Annotated in this window: 14 protein-coding genes; 6 read left to right on the plus strand and 8 right to left on the minus strand. The window is 46.4% G+C overall.

Annotation, left to right across the window (positions count from 1 at the left end):
* From egtD to IQ260_RS31685, 7 genes are all read right to left on the minus strand, one after another.
* Nucleotides 1–961, minus strand: a 961-nt coding sequence (gene egtD, locus IQ260_RS12145) for an L-histidine N(alpha)-methyltransferase (protein ID WP_193993374.1), incomplete at its 3' end; no start/stop codon positions are given.
* Nucleotides 962–1,029: 68 nt separating this feature from the next.
* Nucleotides 1,030–2,358: a 5-histidylcysteine sulfoxide synthase gene (gene ovoA, locus IQ260_RS12150; RefSeq protein ID WP_193993375.1), complete on the minus strand. Its 1,329-nt coding sequence runs from the start codon at nucleotides 2,356–2,358 to the stop codon at nucleotides 1,030–1,032.
* Between the two features lie 241 nt (nucleotides 2,359–2,599).
* Complete coding sequence (locus tag IQ260_RS12155) at nucleotides 2,600–3,100, minus strand: DUF427 domain-containing protein (RefSeq protein WP_193993376.1); 501 nt, start codon at nucleotides 3,098–3,100, stop codon at nucleotides 2,600–2,602.
* 28 nt (nucleotides 3,101–3,128) lie between these two features.
* A complete protein-coding gene (locus IQ260_RS12160; protein ID WP_193993377.1) occupies nucleotides 3,129–4,487 on the minus strand; it encodes a hypothetical protein in 1,359 nt (452 codons plus the stop codon).
* A gap of 463 nt (nucleotides 4,488–4,950) precedes the next feature.
* Complete coding sequence (locus IQ260_RS12165) at nucleotides 4,951–6,015, minus strand: hypothetical protein (RefSeq protein ID WP_193993378.1); 1,065 nt, start codon at nucleotides 6,013–6,015, stop codon at nucleotides 4,951–4,953.
* A gap of 442 nt (nucleotides 6,016–6,457) precedes the next feature.
* Nucleotides 6,458–6,742, minus strand: a complete 285-nt coding sequence (locus IQ260_RS12170) for a PepSY domain-containing protein (protein ID WP_193993379.1) — start codon at nucleotides 6,740–6,742, stop codon at nucleotides 6,458–6,460.
* 140 nt (nucleotides 6,743–6,882) lie between these two features.
* Entirely contained in the window at nucleotides 6,883–7,875 is a 993-nt protein-coding gene (locus IQ260_RS31685; RefSeq protein ID WP_193993380.1) for a methyltransferase family protein, read from the minus strand.
* Between the two features lie 320 nt (nucleotides 7,876–8,195).
* Between IQ260_RS31685 and IQ260_RS12180 the strand changes: the two genes are divergently transcribed.
* Nucleotides 8,196–8,741 (plus strand): GNAT family N-acetyltransferase, encoded by a 546-nt coding sequence (locus tag IQ260_RS12180; protein ID WP_228015915.1) that lies wholly within the window; start codon nucleotides 8,196–8,198, stop codon nucleotides 8,739–8,741.
* A 26-nt stretch (nucleotides 8,742–8,767) separates the two neighbouring features.
* On the opposite strand, the gene IQ260_RS12185 is transcribed toward IQ260_RS12180, so the two are convergent.
* Nucleotides 8,768–10,471 carry a class I SAM-dependent methyltransferase gene (locus IQ260_RS12185; RefSeq protein ID WP_193993382.1) on the minus strand — a complete coding sequence of 568 codons (1,704 nt, stop codon included), beginning with the start codon at nucleotides 10,469–10,471 and terminating at the stop codon, nucleotides 8,768–8,770.
* A gap of 585 nt (nucleotides 10,472–11,056) precedes the next feature.
* Between IQ260_RS12185 and IQ260_RS12190 the strand changes: the two genes are divergently transcribed.
* The 5 genes from IQ260_RS12190 to IQ260_RS12210 all read left to right on the plus strand — a co-directional run bounded on the left by IQ260_RS12190 (nucleotide 11,057) and on the right by IQ260_RS12210 (nucleotide 18,112).
* On the plus strand, nucleotides 11,057–12,529 hold the full coding sequence (locus tag IQ260_RS12190) for a mechanosensitive ion channel domain-containing protein (protein WP_193993383.1): 1,473 nt from the start codon (nucleotides 11,057–11,059) through the stop codon (nucleotides 12,527–12,529).
* A gap of 57 nt (nucleotides 12,530–12,586) precedes the next feature.
* Nucleotides 12,587–14,698, plus strand: a complete 2,112-nt coding sequence (locus tag IQ260_RS12195; RefSeq protein ID WP_193993384.1) for an adenylate/guanylate cyclase domain-containing protein — start codon at nucleotides 12,587–12,589, stop codon at nucleotides 14,696–14,698.
* Nucleotides 14,699–14,810: 112 nt separating this feature from the next.
* The gene (locus tag IQ260_RS12200) at nucleotides 14,811–15,863 is read left to right on the plus strand and encodes a cytochrome-c peroxidase (RefSeq protein WP_193993385.1); all 1,053 of its coding nucleotides are present in this window, start codon (nucleotides 14,811–14,813) and stop codon (nucleotides 15,861–15,863) included.
* 4 nt (nucleotides 15,864–15,867) lie between these two features.
* Nucleotides 15,868–16,983: a DAHL domain-containing protein gene (locus IQ260_RS12205; protein ID WP_193993386.1), complete on the plus strand. Its 1,116-nt coding sequence runs from the start codon at nucleotides 15,868–15,870 to the stop codon at nucleotides 16,981–16,983.
* Between the two features lie 22 nt (nucleotides 16,984–17,005).
* Complete coding sequence (locus tag IQ260_RS12210; RefSeq protein ID WP_228015916.1) at nucleotides 17,006–18,112, plus strand: PstS family phosphate ABC transporter substrate-binding protein; 1,107 nt, start codon at nucleotides 17,006–17,008, stop codon at nucleotides 18,110–18,112.
* Nucleotides 18,113–18,206 lie beyond the last annotated feature (94 nt).

The following is an 18,206-nucleotide window of genomic DNA, read 5'->3' on the forward strand; positions in this document are numbered from 1 at the left end:
AATTCACACTAAAGAGTTTGTCGTCATCCGTCCAGGTCTCTTTTAACGTAAATTCAGCGTCTGCAGCTAGCTCTCGAAAATCTTGAAGACTATATTTATGAGAGTTTTCAGTATGGATACTCTCTCCTTCTCTAAACGTAAATTTCTGATCTGCAACCGTCACAACTTGAGAACGTTTGCTAATTAAGTGCAGTTCAATGCGACCTGACACAGGGTTGTAAGGAGCATGATGATAGAAATTGTTTAGGTCAAAATCAGCGTTGAGTTCTCTGTTGATGTTGTTAAGAATATTGAGGTTGAATTTAGCGGTTACTCCTTGGGAGTCATTGTAGGCCGCATGCAAGATGGCCGGATCTTTTTTAAGATCGACTCCAATTAACATGGCACCGCATCCTTCAAGCAGTTCAGCTGACTTTTTTAATAGAGCAACGGCCTGCGGATGGTTTAAGTTGCCAATTGTGCTACCTGCAAATAAAATGACCTTGTTTTCTACGCTGGCCTGGTCAGGAAGTTTCTCGTTGGGCAGCTTAAATCCTTTCTGGGTGTAGTCACCCACAACAGCAACAACGTTCAGCTCAGGATATTTGGCACTGGTCAATTCTGCATAGGCGGACAAATGCTCTTTGGCAATGTCAATGGGAACATAAGCGGCAGGTGAATCGAGGGTTTCAATGACAGAGTGAATCTTTTCCATACTGCCACTACCGTATTCAATCAGCAGGCAGTTTTTGCCAATGGCAGAGGCAATGGCTTGGCTATGCTTTTTGAGAATACCAATCTCAGTGCGTGTTATGTAATATTCTTCTAGCTGACAGATTTGAGTAAACAGGTCAGAACCATATTTATCGTGAAAGAGAAACTGGGGAGGAAACTGCTTTTGTGGTAGAGACAATCCGTCTAACACTTCGTGGCGAAAGTCGATTAGCGTTGGCTGCAGATCGCAGAAAATTGGCTGATTCATAGGGTTGGAATATAGTGCTGTAGATCGTGCGACTCACAGGAGCGTCGTGAAAGAATGAGGAGAGGAGGCTATAAACTTTGGGCAGTTCTAAACCCGGCATGCTGATAAAAGTTAGGTCGAAACCAGTTGCGATAGGACTTGGCCGCCATGGAACCATTACTGGCCCAAGATCCTCCCATCATCATCTTATGCTCGTCACCAAAGAAAGGGGCTGCAGCGTCTTCGTAAAGAGGATGGGGTTTAAATCCAGGCAAGGGATTAAAGTTGTCGCCCAGCCATTCCCAAACATTGCCGCGTAGGTCATAAATCCCACAGGATGCCTGAGCCTGGCTGCCTACCGGTGAAGGAGAGCCAAACTTTAAGCCTAGGTTCAATGTTTGCTCGTCTTCGCACTCAGCCGCCACCAGGGTCCATTCCGCTTCAGTCATAAGTCTTGTGCGCTCACCTTGCCAGCGACAGTAAGCAGCCGCCTCGTAATGATTCACTTCAACGGGCCAATCAAAGGGCAGTTCGATCTCATCAAAGAGGGTGCGATATCGATACGTTCCCTTTGCCGACTGTGATTGAGGTATCCAGAATCTGGGATGTTTAACCTCGTAGTCTGTTTTCCACTGCCAGGATTCTTCATCCCAAAACTCTGGATTTTCATAGCCGTTCTCCTGTACGAATTGGAGAAAGTCGGCGTTGGTCACTAGATATTGACTGGCCATAAAAGGCTGTACGTCTACGGTGCGATGTCCGTATTCACTATCCCAACCGTAGGTGGAATCGTTGTGGGGCTTGCCGAGGCTGGCGACGCCTCCAGAAACAGCAATCATTTTGTTTTCTAGAGTTTTATTGTTTGTCTCAGCGTATTGCCAGTCTTTAGGGCGCTTTAGGTGCTTAGTCGGAAACTGTCTCAGCAGCACAGAAGAGGTTTCAAAATGAACCCGATTGTGTTCCATACCCATGATCAGCGCCCAAAGCGGATGGGTTGGGTCAATGGGACGTTCCAGGTTGCAAGTATGAATGAGTTGGGTAATGACGTCCCTAACGCTATCTCGATAGTGCCAAATGTCTTTAATCTGGGGCCAGTCAATGGCGTCGATAGCTTGTTCTAAGTGCTCTGGACTGTCTGGATCGACTCCAGCTTCAAACAAAATTTCATAGTCAGGGTTAATTTGTTGGGGTAATAGCTCCGCCTGAACAAGCTTGTTAATATAGAAGGCTGGCGAATGTCCTAAATAAAAAACAATTGGGTTTCTTAGGGGGTCGGGATTACGGTAAAAGCTGTCATCGTTGACGATGCTTTTCATAAGGATCTCTTCCAATTCCCAGGAGTTGTCAAAATAGGCGAGCAGGGTTTTGCGATCGCATCTATCCAGTTCCAGAATTGGAAGTGATTTGAGTGCATCCATGAATGGCTATAGGGCTCTAAAAGTTGGCTAGTCTAGTCACAGCTGAAGATAGACAGTTAAACCTAACGTATGTCAAGGTCTTCACTGTCAGGCTACTTCATAACGTGAAATGCTGGTTAAAACAAATGGGCGTTGCTGATCCCCGGGATGATTTCAACTGAAGAGTGCTGATAAATTGCATCATTACCAGATCGGTCCGTCCCCTAAATCAGCAACGGCAAAAAAGCGTAACTATCCAAAATCACCATCCCATGGTGCCAGGCTCCCCCTTAAAAGGTCCCACGATATCCTTTGTAATCCAGCTACCGTAGTAGCTACCGGCCTGAGGGGTAACCAATTCATCATCGACGTAGCAAGCATCCATTTGCTGTGCCGGAAAGCAATAGTACTGAGCCAGAGGAGCAAAATATGATGTGGGCTTAAAAAATCGCCAGGCGGCCTTGGCTGCTTTTTTGCCGTTGACAATCACATCGTAGTAATAGGCCACCCCTTTCCATTCACAGACCGAAACCTCTTCTGAATTGATCACGTACTCCAGCTTGACGTCGGTTTCGGGAAAGTAATACGTGGGCGGATGGCTGGTTTCCAGCACTCGTTTGCCTTGGCGAGTTTCAGCAATCACGACATCGTTAAAAACGACTTTCAGATGCTTATTAGTATCTTCCCAGCGGGCAGGACGGGGATAATCCCACACAGACTCTTGACCGGGCTGAGGTGGGATGGGAGTAGGGCGTCGGATCATACGCGTTGGAGTTAATGCCGGGCGTCGGCTACAGTTTCCCCCTAATCTTACTAAAAATCCAATCAGGAATGCTGTGGTCTGTATCGTAAACGTGGGTGTATTTTTGTTCTAGCTGCTCCCAGTTAATGCTATCGTCTGCCAGCACCTCTTGTTTGAACAACTCTAGCGCCTCTCCCGACAGTCCTTTTTGCACACAGCGCCGCATCGCTAATCGGCTTTCGTCAATTTCACCGATACATTCAAAGGGAGTGTGGTCTGCTAACCCGATCATTTCTCGGAACGTTGGCAGCAGGTCTGGATCGTCAAATAGATTAGTCCCGAACACGGCATCTACGAGTTTAGGCTCGAAGGCAGCTATTAACCCCAGCCAGACATAGGCACATTTTGGGCATTTTTTACACCATGGTTTTTGAATATTGCAGGAATGAATATGGGGCAACAACTCTGGATACTGGGTTAGCTGCTTAAAGATGCGTACATCGTAAATGGGTTGCAGAATACTAAAGTAGGTAAAGTTGGATAGCAGATGAGCTTGAATAAAGCCATTCAGCGACCTCTCGGCTTCGTAGCCCTTGCCCCACTGGTGATTTACCTCTTGCCCCAGATCTTGCCAGAATAGATTGCCGGTGTTCGCACTTTTCTCATGGGCCAAGCAGAGATATTGATACCCGTGGTGTAGCATCAATGGCAGCGATTCAAAAATGGATACTGGGGTTTCCGGGGCGATAATGCCTGAATTTTTGGGAAAGTACAGCTCAAACAGGGGATAGTCCAGGAAGTCATCGTAGATGGAGATGCGATGGCGTTGGCTAGGAGCTGCCTGGGCAACGACTTGGCTGATCAGCTCATGCTGAAAGTCTGCCTTGCCGTAAACGCTGTGGGAATATTGCATGGAAGCAAAGGGAATGGCGGCTTCTTGTAGCAGTTTTAAGGCAACAGCACTATCTTTGCCGCCACCGCAGGCTGCGAGAACGCGGTTGTGGTTGGTCGCAATCTCAAAGACAGAATGCTGCCCCAGTGACACACCGGGGTGAATTATGTCAGGCCCTAAATAGTCAGTAATGTTGTTCTCATACCAATGTTGGGCAAACACACCCTGATAGATCTGAGAGAATAAATCTAGAACAGGTTGCCCCAAGTCTGCGGCAACAAGAGAAATGTCATAAACCTTTGGAAACAGAGAACAGAGCTTCATGCCCTCAAATAGGGCAATAATAGAGGCAATACGGCGAATGGCTGTGTTTGAATATTGTTGATTCAGCGCGCTAAAAGAGACATCATGATAGAAGATTTTTGTTGAAAATGTAAAATCATCGGCACTAAAAAGAATATCTATATGGTGTTCATGGATGGTGAGTTGGCAGATTTTAATCGTCTCAATTTTCATTGTCATAAACTTGTAAAACAGGGCAGCGATATCACTGCCCTCTATTTTTACAGGGATTGAGTATTAGCCAACTCGAACCCGACGGGTCAAAATCACCATGACCTCATTGGCGCGTCCGGTGGAGATGGGTTTGCTCCAGTCGTTGGGTTCAGCGTAGTGGCGGTTAGGTGTTGGTAGCACCTGCCGCCAGTGCTAAATATTGAGCTTTGTGGTCATGCCCTAAAGGGCGTGAGAACTAAGGTACCGCTAAGTCATTTGCGACGTCAAGTAAAAAATATTGCAGTTGATTACGAAAAAGTTAGCTGCTGCTGCGACTACCGTACTTGTCAAGAAGTAGTTTTTTCGCTTAATTTGGAGTGTCTGAGCAAGCGATGGTGGGCAAACATCATCACTATCGAACAGTGATAGATAGAGGTCCTGCCCACCATACAATTCTACGGTTGTTCTTTACGTAGCGTTGGTACTAGTTCAATAACAACGCTTCTATGCTTGTGCCAATGTCTATGATCTCATGCCAGGTATCTGTCCATGTATGTTTAATATTTAGGGGTTCATGGTTAGCGTAGAACGGTTTAGTGGACTGGGGTCCGTGCTCTGCGTCAATAGACTCTCGCCATTCCTGCGCATGATCTTTCCAACGCTGCGTGTTAACACCCTCAGGCTTAAGAAACCAAAGGTTCCAGGACAGAACGTTGCCAGCCAGTAGCATATTGCCAGTACTACGATTAAAAAGGTCTATGATTTTTGAATTGAATTCGTCAACTGCGTGATTATTCATCGATATAATATGACCAATTTCCACATCTATATGGGCGTTGGCCCATGCTTGAGGGTGTCGAGCAAAGTCGGGGGCTTCAAACCGTGGGCTTAGTCCATGCAAAACCGGAAAAATAGGTTGATTAGGCTCGCATACTTTATGGGTGCGTATCTGAATTGCATTTTCCTTATTAAAAGGAAATGGAAGACCGTGTCTGTTAAAGAGATGTAATATTGGTCGAACCCAGGATTTCTCAAGCGAGCTGGGGCTAAACCAGACCTTACCCTCCACTGACATATCGGCTGCCAGGTTGTTCTTTTTAGGGTCTTCTTCGTTTACCCAGCCTCTTTGTCCAGTTACAGTAACCTCGACGTTAAAACAGGCTAAGTCATGGAGACAAGCCCCTTGTTGAGGGCATATAATTGACCATATTCTGCCAGTATCGTCGTAGCCAATGCTGGAGATATCATGGGCAAACCTCTGAAAGCATCTGGAATCAGGATTATTTGGTTCGGTTTCCCAGCTAAACTCAGGCCAGAATATTTGTTGCTGGCGCGTAATTCTTCTCACATTGGCCATGTTGTCTAATATACGCAATGAACTTAGGTCAGGATGTGGATATAAAAATGCATCGTTCGACTCAGCAAACCCACCTTTCCAGGGCGGCAAGGGCTCTGGCTTGTGGTGAAACATTGTTGTCTCTGGCATAGCCTTTGCCTGATGAGGATGAAAAATATGAGGAAGATGAAAATGAAAATGAGGGAATTTCATAATACCTAGCTGTAGTAAATGGATAAGGCGTGTGCTGGTAGACTCTTTCTATGGTCTAAGTGGATTCGTTGTCGTCACTTGAAAAGTTCGCTATCAGCAGTTTATATCAAAACAATCAGCATGCTAGTAATAAATATTGTCATACTATTTTAAAATAGGCTGCCAAGAAAAAGCCCACTTAACAAACTAAATACACTTTAGGTGCTGGCTATAGAGACTAAGCGGAATGCTGATTCTCCCTCAGATTGTGTGTGAGGATCTAATCAACGGCCTGCTGCCATTGCAAGAAAGGGATGCGATCGCACCAGAAATTTCTTCATGCTTAGATGGATACCCGCAAAGGTGGTTTTGTCAAGAAGTAGTTTTGTCGCTTAATTGAAGTTGTCTGAGCAATCTTTGTTAGAGCTGAATTGAGCCTTGACTCAGATCTAACCTGTGAAAGTTAGTGTCTCCGTTGGCGTTTCGGAGTTTGCCACCACATGGTAAAGCCGGTAATAAGCAATGTCAGCAGCCCCAAGGCATTTAAAAATGGGTAGACCATGGATAGATCGAGGGCAAACAGTTTGCCCCGATGAAGAGCCAAAAGCCAGAGAAAATCACCGCCTCTGCCGCTGACTGCTGCCATTTGATAGAAGAGCCCCGTGGTCAGGGTTAAAAGTAATGGCAGTGCCATGATTGGAGCCAGGGTGGCATGGAGTTTACGAATGCGATGTTTAGCAATGGCCATGATGATAATTACCTAACCCATAAAATCTTCAACAATTTCTGAGTGGAGTACATGCAGAGGTTGTCATGGAACGCCTGTACGCCGAAAAACTATGAACCTAATTGAATCCTCATTCCTTAATACATAATACTATTGCTGGCTTATTTTTCTGCTGTAATCAGGTTTAGCTGAGTGGGTAATAGAATTTGTTGTGGCTTGCTAAACCCGGCATGTACTAGCCAAGCAGCAATGTCATCTCCGGCAAAGTCTGCGGCCTCAGGGGCAAAGGCAATTTTGAGGTACATATCCATCATGGTGTCTAGAAAGTGTTTCTGGCGGTTCTCGCCAATTTGCATAAAGTCCTGAACAATGACGATTCCCCCCGGCTTTAGCAGATTAAAGGCACGGGAAAATAACCGGCGATTGTCGTCTGCAGATTGGATACAAACTACACCAGAAATCAGGGCGACGTCATTATCTGTATCCAGGTCTAGCTGGTAAAAGTCGCCTACTTGTAGGGAGATGCGATCGCACACCTTGACATCCTCGTCATCCAACAGTTTCTGTGCCAGAATCAACGGCTCTTTTTGGTCTACAATGCAAGCCTGAAGCTGAGGATAAGCTCGACAAAGGGCAATGCTGTAGCTACCCATACCGCCGCCCAGATCAATTAGCTTTTTTCTCCCGGTCAGGTCGGTATGTTGCACCAGGTTTGCCGCTTGCCCTGATGCTGCACGGTTATGTTGACCGTACATGTAATCTTGCCAATAGGTGGGGATATCGACAAAGTTGTTTTCGAAGGGCAGTTCGGTGCGTCCCTCAAGCATGAGCTGATCTAGATTGCCCCAGTTATTCCAGTGGTTGGTAATGTGCAGGGCCAGGTCACCCATATAGTCAGGCTGGTCTGGAATTAGAAATTTAGCCGATTGTTGAGTGTTGCTGTATTGATCGTTATCTTTCTCTAGCAGCTCTAGCACAACACAGGCTTCTAAAAAAGACTGCATAAAGCTGGAGTTAGCCTTCAGCTGACTGGCAATGAACTCACAAGAGCAAGGCTGATGCTCTGCAATCAGTGGAAATATTCCTAGCTTGATGGCTGCTCGTAAAATAGCGGAATTCCAGAAATGATAAATGGTGGCTTGAATTGCAATCACTTTTGGGGCTCCGTTTTAATTTCTAGCCGAACCTTACTTATATCCAGGACTGAAAATTTACCAACGGTAAAACCTCAAATCTTTATTCGCAAACAGTTTAACGTCATTCGTTTTTATCTCTTTAGATTTTGCCATCATATGGTAAAACCAGTTATGAGTCACCAGGGAGTCTTAATGTAGTCAAAAGCAGGAAATATTGAGGGCAGATAGCTTGCCACTTCAAACTTACCTAAATAACTTGGCTCAGGACGGACTATCTTATTCCTCCTAAGCATTGCGGCTGCTTCCTTTTTACATATCTCAAAGTTAAGAGAAAAACAATGAACAGTGGGAAGAACTTAGAATCTGAGATCCTTTTGGCTGCATTGAAAGATGCCCATATCCAGCATTTAATTAGGTTAGCTCAGGACCCAATGTTGACAGATCTTATGGGTTGGGACACTTGCTTCGCAGAGCACGAAACAGCAGCGTTTATTGAGGCAATCTCCTTATTTGCCTTTCCATATTCTCGCACTAGTGAGCCAGTCGTATTTGGTATCTATGTCAAGTCTCAAACTTGTCCTATTGGTTATGTGGTACTGAAGGGTTTGAACACAGACTTGTGCACAGCTGAGGTAGGTATTGCGATCTTAGATCGGCAGTATTGGCATCAAGGAATTGGCAGAGAAGCTCTCCGCTTAATTATGGATTACGGTGTAAACAAATTACAGCTCCACACCCTGGCGGCGGCGGCATTAGCGACAAATAAACGGTCGATTCAACTATTTCAGAAACTGGGCTTCAAAGTGCGAGAAACCTGGTACCGCTCATGGCCAATGCCCAATGGAGACTTGGCCGATATGCTTTGGCTAGAATGGATAGCCTAGTCTTATTTCGACGATTACACGTTCATTCAATTATTAAAGGACACAAGCCAAACCTCTTGAGGAAAATAGTAGAACGAACCTCTAACTAGAGACTCTAAATATTTCTTCGTTTTTGGATGACTCATCAGATCATCCAAACATATATCCTTTGTACAGGAAAGCTTTTCTGATTCAATTTCCTGATTAAAGGAGTTGACTGTAGATTCTACTTTAATGTAGTGCTCCAATGCAGAGAGATTATTAGAATGAATTTTTTCTTCGTAAATTATTTTGCTTACCCTGTGTTGAATATCAGCTTCTAACAAGGTAGCTACAACATCTTCAGCTGAGGTAAACCTTTCTCCTTTACCTTCGAAAAAAGCATCAAGATACCTACTATAGAAATCAACGTAGAAAGATTTACGAGTTGCTAAGGCAATTAAACCCACACCATTAGATTTGAGTAAGCTACAGCACTGATCGAAAATAGCAGGCAGCGTTCCAGGGTTAATCATATAAAAGCCATGCATCGACCAGATAACGTCATAGGAGGCTGGTTTGAGATGGGCTTTTTGAATTTCGATTTCGTATTTTTGACCTAGCTGAAATGGCGCTTTTAACGTCTGAGAGGCATTAGTAATCGCTTCCCTGTGCGGGTCTAAAAGGTCACAAACAATGCTTTTATCCTGGTACTGAAAGTCTACGTAAAGCTGCAGTGCCTTGAGCCAACGCCCGTTGCCACAGGCAATATCTAATAGGTTAATACTCTTCTCTTCAGACGTTACCTTTGAAAATAGATTGAGCCAGTCATATTCTTTTGCCAGTTGCCAGTAATCCTGGACAGGATCTCTGTCTTCCAAAGCTCTGAAGCTTTGTCTAGTTTGTGTAGATGGAGAAGGTAATATGAAAACTCCAATTGGCTCACTGATAAAGGCTTTTCCATTCCGATCAAAGCTAGCTAAGTCTTGACATGAATGGTAGAGCTGCTCTAATTTTTGCTTCTCCAAGTGACGAAGGTCGCATTCCATACAAAACGAAAGAATCTTGGTTCCCTGTTCCGAACCTGCCAAATATTCAGTGATCTCTAAGTGGGCATTAACGCTTTCATAGGTATAGTCGCATCCTTCCTGTTCTAGCCTTTTCCGAATATCTTCTGTCGTCAGTAGCTCTGCTTCATCACCTTTCAAAGCCATCATATACTGTCGCTGAAGTTCAGGAATGCCGACGTTTTCCTGATGAACGATAACTGCTTTACCTGCTGGGGTTAGCTGCTTCAGCGCTTGACGAACGGGGGTATAAAAATCTTCGAAATAGTATAAAACATGAATTAATAAAATTAGGTCGTATGTGTTGTCTTTCTCAAAATCGCGTGTTTTCCCAAAATAGCTATCTCGGATCTCAAATTCAAAGGAGCTATCTAAAGTGAGATTTTTAAGATTTTTAATAAATAAATTTCGATGGGTTGAATTTGGCTCAATAGCAACATATTTCAGCTTGAGGTTATATTGCTGAAGATAGGGTAGCAAGCTTTGAATGATTTCTAAATCTAGATCGCCTTCTCCACTGCCTACACTTAACATATAGAATACTTCACGCTGCTCAAACTGAGAAAGCATGCCTTCAACTAGCATTTTGCTATTCTTCTGAAACCATGCAACTGTTTCAGATGTCATGGTTGAGGCCGCTTTTCTTAAGCGGTAATATTCGGCATAACAATCATCAGAGAGAGGTGGAGCAAATGTATTACTCATTATGTTAATCCTAATTGAATGGAATAATTGATGGTTTGGCTGCCTGAGGTAAAGATTCTCATTTGGCTCAGATTTTTGTCAGATACGAGCAGCGCATCAATGGGCCTCAGAGGCTGTAAGGGATATGCCATTAAATAACGTACCCATATTGTGTAGGATGTGTTAGGCGATAGCCGTAACGCATCGGTACTTTATTTTTAAGCAGATCCCTAACTTCATTTGAGGCTAGTTTGGAGAGCCTCTAGAAAAATCATTGAGAATCACTTGTCAAATATTTACCTAGAATACTCAAGTATCAAGAGAAAAGCTGATCCTGAGTTAGTCAATTGTTTTGTTAAAGCTAATACTAAATCGAATCGACACTTAAAGAAAGTAAGTTATGTGACATAGGTATGTTGTTATTCGCTTATCCGTAGATCCCTATTTTGGATGCTGCTGCAGTCATATAGCATATGTGTAAAGACCTGTTTCTTTAGGGAAGCCATATCTGAAAAAAAAATAAGCAATACCATGAAGCCTTTCAATTAATCATATGATCGCTGCTACTAGCTCTACTAAAAGCTTGATAGAGCTCATCACTCAACTATGACCAAAGATTTTATCGGCTGGCTGTTACTTCTGGGTATTGGTTTTCCACTGCTAGGGGTAGTCTTGAATGAGATTGCGGAGCGTCTGGAGAAACAACAGCCTGAGCTAACGTCGGCAATACGCAAAATTCTTCGATACGTATTGCCTCCTCTGGCTTTATTGCTGGTGATGCGACAGCTGCTCCAAGTCGCTAGCACAACCGGTCCTAGCCGACTGGTTGAAACCGTCACCTGGATCGCGGTCATTGTAGCGGGTGTGGTTCTAATCAACGCCACTCTGACAAATCAGAAACCTGAGAGAAAATTTCAGCTTCAAATCCCTAATCTTTTCTTTCAGGCGAGTAGAGCCCTTGTTGTGCTTGGTATTGGTTACTACCTGATCACAAGCATCTGGGGTGTCGATATCAGCAGTTTAACCACTGCCGTAGGTGTAGGTTCATTAGTCTTTGCGCTAGCGCTACAAAATACTCTGAGCAATTTGGTATCTGGTCTACTACTCATAGCGGCTAAGCCGTTTGAAGTGGGAGATTGGATCAGCTTTGATGGGTCTGGTGCACGAGTCATCGATCAGAGCTGGTGGTCAGTGACCGTAGATAATGGGTTTGGTAAGCGAAGTATTCCCAACTCGACTTTGTCAGGAGCCAGCATTACTAATCTTGGTAAAGGCACTGCTTGGGACTACATTCAGGTTGGTCTATCCTACGATGATCCGCCCAATAAAGTATTACTTGCCCTGGGTAAGCTGACGGAGGGAGTGAAGGAACTTGAACCTGGCAGCGCCTATCCAGTGGTGAGTTCCTATGGAGATTGCAATATTAATTACGATCTTTGGTTTTTAGCCATTCCAGGAATGGATGCGTGGGGTGCTAAGGTAACTCTCCTGTCAAAATTTTACTATATGGTACAGCGGGAGGGATTTACAATTCCCTATCCCATGGTGCAGCAATATCAGTTTCGTGCCGATGGCGGTTTTCCCAGCAAAATCCCTCAGATGCCGGTGGATCGCCAGCAGGAGATGGTTGATTATTTGCGATCGCTATCCTATCTATTCAGCGTAGACGATGCTCGAATCCAGCAGCTGGCAAAAAACTCACGGTTTGAGGTTTACGGTGCAAGCGATCTGATTACCCAAGAATATAAGCCAGATAGTGGCCTATATTCTGTCTACAGCGGTCGGGTAACGGCTCAGCTGACGGACAACTCAGGCAACACACACATAACAAATCGATTTGGCATTGGTGATGTGTTTGGAGAAATGTCCATCTATCCGGGAGAGGTTAGCCCGATTACCACCATCGCCGAGAGTGATTTAGAACTCGTCGTGATCCCTGCAGAAGAAATTATTGATCTCATTCGGAGCAATTCAAAATTTGCCGCTGAGATTTTGCAATTTATCGAAGAGCGCAAAAAAGCAATTCAGGTGGCCAAAGGTGCCGCTCTATCGAACGGCCATCAAACGTTTGTTAGCTAACGGACTGGGTTAAGAGATGGAAACGGATCTATACAGAAGGCAAAGGAAAGTACAGGAATGTTGAATCGGCTGCGTATTAAATCTAAGCTGATGGCCCTGCTAGTGGGGGTGAGTTTGGGGTCGTTGGTGGTGGGCGGCACCCTCAGCTGGCTACGCTTTCGTCAAGCATTTCAGCGTCAGGTATTTGATCATCTCACTAGCGTGAGGGCTTCGAAGGGAGCCCAGATTGAGTCCTATATCAAAGGATTCCAAGATTGGCTGGAGCTGCTGAGCGAGGATCGTACTGTGATATCGGCCATGGTGGAGTTTAATGCGGCCTATCGCAGCTTACAAAACGAAGAAATTCCCAATGAATGGATAGAGGCGATTGAAACCTACTATGGCCGCGATTTCTTGCCTGACCTGGCCGAAAATGTAGAAGGTCCGCAGATTGTTGCCAACTATCGTCCCCTTAGCCAGGCGAGTCAGTATCTGCAGTATCACTATCTTGTTGGTAACGCGCCCTCCAATGAGGGAGATGGTGCAAGCTCTACAGACGACAGTACCTATGCTCAGCACCATGCTACCTATCATCAAACCTTTAAGAATCTGATTGACCAGTATGGCTATAGCGATTTGTATCTGATTGATTTTAACAATGGCGAAATTGTCTATTCGGTCAACAAACGTCCCGATTTTGCCACGAGCTTAGATCGCGGTCCCTATCGACGCAGTGGCCTATCTGACATCGTCGCCGCTGTTCGCGACAACCCCGGTCGCGGCTTTGTTCAGGTGGTAGACTTCAAACCCTATGTGCCCAACGTGGCGGCTCCGGTGGCGTTTCTGGCTACGCCTATTTTTAATGGGCCCCATATTGTCGGGATTTTGGCGCTGCAGATGCCGCCGGATCGGCTAAATGCCATTTTGGTGGGTACCCAAGAATGGGAAGAGGAAGGCCTAGGAGAGACTGGCCAGGTCTATGTGGTGGGAGAAGATGCGCTGATGCGATCGCAATCTCGGGAGCTGATAGAAGATGCCGACACCTATCGAGAAACGCTGAGAAATATTGGGCTGTCCTCCCAAACGGTTGATCTGGTCTATAACCTCAATACATCGGTGCTGTTACAGCCCGTCGATACTGAGGCTACCCAGGCCGCCATGGCCGGTGAAACCGATACCAAGATTATCCAAGACTATCAGGGCAAGTCGGTATTGAGTGCCTATGCTCCTCTAAAGCTGGAAGGACTGCGCTGGGCTATCCTCGCGGAAATGGATCGCTCAGAAGCGTTAGGGCCGATCACGATGATGCAAATTTACATGGGTACCCTGGCGGTCATTATTACCCTGGTGGCAGCTTTGTTGGCAGGACTTGTGGCCCAGGCATTTGCCCGTCCGGTGCGACGGCTGATAAAAGCCAGCGAACAGCTACAGACAGGGGAGTCGACCCTTGATGTGTCTGTAGAGGGTAGCGATGAGTTTGCCCAGCTAGGAGCCTCGTTCCAAACGTTGTCACAAAAAATCAAAGACCAAAATCAGCTGCTGAAACAGAAAGAGTTGGAAAATGAAACCCTGCTAAAAAATATCTTGCCTGAATCGATTGTTACGCGATTTCGACAGGGAGAGCAGCCGATTGCAAATACGATCCAGCAGGCCACGGTTTTGGTCGCGAAGGTTTTAGGTCTGGCTCAATACTCGTCATCTGAGACCACCACCACTGCATTGAGTGCTCTGATTAGCGACTTTAACAAAGTTGCGAAACAGTCTGGTTTAGAACCTCAGAGCATGGCCGATGAGACCTATTTAGCGGTGTGTGGGCTGTCGGAGGTGTATTTTGACCACAAGCAGCGGGGGCTGAATATGGCTCAGGAAATGCTGAGAATAGTACAGTCAGTCAATAGTCGCTACCAGGTAAATCTGAGTATCAAGATCGGGTTGCATGCCGGCTCGTTTGTGGCTGGAGTGGTTGGCACCGAGCTATTTACCTATAAGCTTTGGGGAAAAACGGTTGCAATCGCCACCCAGCTGCCTGAGCAGGCAGAGCCAAATCAAATTGTTGTCACTCAGCCAATCTATGAGCGCTTAAAGGATCGTCACCAGCTGTCAGCCCATGGTTCGGTTAAAGCTGACGATATGGAGATGCCCACGTGGCATTTAGTCACCGATAAAGTCCCGGTAGGTTCTTCTGTATGACCTGAGGGAGATACTACGCCTGTGAACTGGACAGTTGTTAGGTAACGGGTTTTGTGGTTACTCAGTAAATATTAGATTGTTACAAACAGATTGACGGGTAAGCGTGTTTCCTATGGTTTCTCGAATTGTGTCTCGGCTAAAATCAAACCGATTTAAGAAAGTAGCCGCCCTGCTAGTTTTATTTTGTTTTGCGGCTCTAGCCGCGTTGGGAATTACTCGGTTCTGGCAGCGTCCAGTGGTGGAGACACCGGGGGCAGCGATCGCGGCGGAGACAGTTTTGCTGCCGGAGCCAATTCAGCCGATTCCGCTAAGCGTAGAGCTGGATGAGAATAAGGTGCAGCTCGGTCGAGAGCTATTTAATGAGACCCGTCTGTCTGCGGATAATACGGTCTCCTGTGCCACGTGCCATGCTCTAGATAAGGGCGGCACCGATCGCAAAGCGATCTCCACTGGCATGGCCGGGGGCAATACGGGGCTGAATTCGCCAACGGTGTTTAATACAGGGTTTATGCACCGGCTCAACTGGGACGGCAGCGCCAGAACCCTGGAAGAGCAGACTAAGGGACCGATTGAGTCAGTGGGTGAAATGGGGGGGATGAGCTGGCAGGATGTGGTGCGTAAGCTGGGTAAGCTGCCCAAATATGGGCGGGGGTTTGATCAGGCTTACCAAGATGGTCTTACGCCTGAGAATGTGCGCGATGCCATTGCCGTATACCAACGCGCCCTTTTTACCCCCAATGCGCCCTTTGACCAGTATCTGCGCGGTCAAAAAGATGCCATCTCTGATGATGCCAAAGCGGGCTACGACCTGTTTAAGTCCTATGGCTGTGTCAGCTGTCACCAGGGCATGCTGGTGGGGGGCAACATGTTTCAAACCCTGGGTATCTTTGGCGATTACTTTACCGACCGGGGTACCCCCATCACCGAGAAGGATTTGGGGCGCTATAACGTTACCCAAAACGATCTCGATAAGCATGTGTTTAAGGTGCCCACCCTGCGCAATGTCACTCTGACATCCCCCTATTTTCACGATGGCAATCCCAAAACATTAGATCAAGCCATTAAGCTCATGGGCCAATATCAGCTGGGCGTGGATATTCCCCAGACCGATGTGGACTTGATTATGCAGTTTTTGCAGTCTTTGACCGGAGAGATTCAGGAGTAGTGTCATGGTAGTGTCTCGTCTTTCTAGTCGTCTGGGGCGGCAGGTGCGGGTGATTATGGTTGCGATCGCAGCCACAATCGTCCTAATTTCAGGGCTGCTGATCTACAAAAGTCTGCCCGTCTCATTTCAAGAATACAAACAGTATCGCGACCAGGTTATCCAGCTCAACGAGCTAGAGGCCAATTTCTCCCAGGAAGTACTAAAAGCTCGGTACGAACTGTTTGCTTATTACGATCCCATCGTTAACAACTTGACCGCTCAAGGGGATACCCTGGCCGCATTGCGGCTGATTCCCAGCTTTGTGAGCGCTGGCGATCAGCAAGAAATCCGGACTGCCCTAGAAACCAGACAGGCATCATTAGAACAGCGAGAAAACCTCAGCGAGTGGTTCAAAGCCCGCAACGCGCTGCTAAAAAACTCTCTGCGCTATCTGCCCTTTTTAAGCGATCAGATCGACGAGAAGCTCAGCGATCCCAAGCTGGTTGAGACCCTAGAGGCTGCCAATGTTGCCACCCTGGATAATACCTTAAACCAGCTAATCCGAAACCTGCTACTGTTTACCGCCACCACTGATGAGGGCCTATCCACTCAGCTACAAACTCTGCTCGCATCCCTAAACCGTCTGCAAAATACCCTGGAGGTTTCAGAAGCAGACCTGCCGCTGCAGCTGGTGCAGTCCCATGCCAACGTCATCTTTAATGCTAAACCCCTAATTGAGGAGGTAACCGCCCAGCTGCTACAGCCGTTAGATACATCGACAGCTCCCATCGCCAGCACCTTAGAGGCCAGCTACCGGTTAGCCTTAGCCAATACTCGGGTCTATCGCTTTTTAATGTACGCCTGGTTTTTGATGCTGCTAATCGGCGGTATTCTCTGGCTACAGCATCAAAAACAGAAGACTCAGATTACCCTGAGCAAGAGCTATAGCCAGGTGGAAACCATGGCGGCGGCGCTAGATCATATTCTCTCTCCTCGTTCAGAAAACGAATCTTCAAAAGTGCTCTCCGATCTGACGGCCTACACGACCCAAGAGAACAGTCTAGGGCGTCTAGCCAAAGGGATTTTACGGGTCAAGACAGACCTCAATCATCGTCAGCCAGTAACGGCCCGTAAGGACTAAGCCTATGTTGCGAAACAGTATTATGACATCTGATATTGTAGCTAAACAGGGTTGGCAATATTTGGGACAGCTTATCGGGATTACCCTGCTGGCAGGATGCGCTCAAATTGCGTCCCCGGTTGCTTCACAGCCTGAGGAAAACCCCAATAATCCCTACAATCAGTTTAGACAGGCAGTCAATCAGGTAGAACCCCTGCTGGACCCCGGTTTAGAAAGCCTTACAGCCAATCTGCAGGAAAACTCACCCACTCTCGAGCGTCAGACAACTGTGGTGCTACCCCAGGTGAAACTTTTAGATGTCAACGAAAACTTGACCGTAACAACCGCCTCTACCCTGCAGGACTTTAATGAACAGATGTATCAGCGTTTGATCCAGTCGGGCTATAGCGGCGTGTTTGATATTAATGTTACGAGGGCTGGCGCTGCCATTCAACAATTTTGCCAAGACCAGAGTGTCAATTTGCTGAGCGTCAATCGGGCGATGACCCCAGCAGAGATCCAGGGCTGCCAGGGCAAAGGTCGTCAGCCGTTAGGACTAGCCATTGGCAAAGATCCGCTGCTGCTAGTCGTCAACAAACAAAACGACTTTGTTAAGGGGGTGACGCTAGAAAAATTAAAGGCCATTCTTACCAGTAGAACCTGGTCCCAGGTAGACCCAAGCTGGCCCAATGTGCCGATTCAACGAGCTATGATTGGCCCCAACTCGTCTACGGTGGCGTTGCTGAGCCAAAAGCTGTCAGCTGGGGCTGCTTTACTGCAGGCACCAGGCACGACCTTTTACACCTATCCAGAACCCTTAGTTCAAGGTCTTAGCACAATGCCCAATGCGATGGCCTTTATCAATGCGTCTATCTATGAACGGTTTACCCAAACCTTTAGGGTGATTCCCATTAACGGCATTAGTGCCAGTGTGGACACGGTGGAAAGTAATGCCTATCCGCTAGTGCAGTCTTTGTTTCTCTATGTGGACCAAAAACAGCTAGCACCGGATATGCCCACCAAAGCTGTGGCGAACTTTTATCTCACAGAGATGAGCGAGGTGATGAACGAGGTAGGGCTGCTGCCGTTAAATCAGGCTCAGCTTGACCAAACTAAAAATCAGTGGCTAAAGGCTACGACTAATAATTGATACAGAGAATGAGAATGAAAGTTTAGAGTTGGGTAAAGGTTATATGTACCAGCTGGTTAGCTTTCAAGAATTGGTAAAAGTGATCTCCCAGTAG

Origin of the sequence: Leptolyngbya cf. ectocarpi LEGE 11479 (assembly GCF_015207065.1) — a bacterium.
GTDB lineage: Bacteria > Cyanobacteriota > Cyanobacteriia > Phormidesmidales > Phormidesmidaceae > Leptothoe > Leptothoe ectocarpi.

What these genes read in the sequence shown, in the direction of transcription:
- ovoA (WP_193993375.1), bottom strand. Translation starts at nt 2,358, where the DNA reads ATGGATGCACTCAAATCACTTCCAATTCTGGAACTGGATAGATGCGAT.
- IQ260_RS12185 (WP_193993382.1), bottom strand. Translation starts at nt 10,471, where the DNA reads ATGAGTAATACATTTGCTCCACCTCTCTCTGATGATTGTTATGCCGAA.
- IQ260_RS12170 (WP_193993379.1), bottom strand. Translation starts at nt 6,742, where the DNA reads ATGGCCATTGCTAAACATCGCATTCGTAAACTCCATGCCACCCTGGCT.
- IQ260_RS12160 (WP_193993377.1), bottom strand. Translation starts at nt 4,487, where the DNA reads ATGAAAATTGAGACGATTAAAATCTGCCAACTCACCATCCATGAACAC.
- IQ260_RS12195 (WP_193993384.1), top strand. Translation starts at nt 12,587, where the DNA reads ATGTTGAATCGGCTGCGTATTAAATCTAAGCTGATGGCCCTGCTAGTG.
- IQ260_RS12210 (WP_228015916.1), top strand. Translation starts at nt 17,006, where the DNA reads ATGACATCTGATATTGTAGCTAAACAGGGTTGGCAATATTTGGGACAG.
- IQ260_RS12155 (WP_193993376.1), bottom strand. Translation starts at nt 3,100, where the DNA reads ATGATCCGACGCCCTACTCCCATCCCACCTCAGCCCGGTCAAGAGTCT.
- IQ260_RS12205 (WP_193993386.1), top strand. Translation starts at nt 15,868, where the DNA reads ATGGTAGTGTCTCGTCTTTCTAGTCGTCTGGGGCGGCAGGTGCGGGTG.
- IQ260_RS12200 (WP_193993385.1), top strand. Translation starts at nt 14,811, where the DNA reads ATGGTTTCTCGAATTGTGTCTCGGCTAAAATCAAACCGATTTAAGAAA.
- IQ260_RS12165 (WP_193993378.1), bottom strand. Translation starts at nt 6,015, where the DNA reads ATGAAATTCCCTCATTTTCATTTTCATCTTCCTCATATTTTTCATCCT.
- IQ260_RS12190 (WP_193993383.1), top strand. Translation starts at nt 11,057, where the DNA reads ATGACCAAAGATTTTATCGGCTGGCTGTTACTTCTGGGTATTGGTTTT.
- IQ260_RS12180 (WP_228015915.1), top strand. Translation starts at nt 8,196, where the DNA reads ATGAACAGTGGGAAGAACTTAGAATCTGAGATCCTTTTGGCTGCATTG.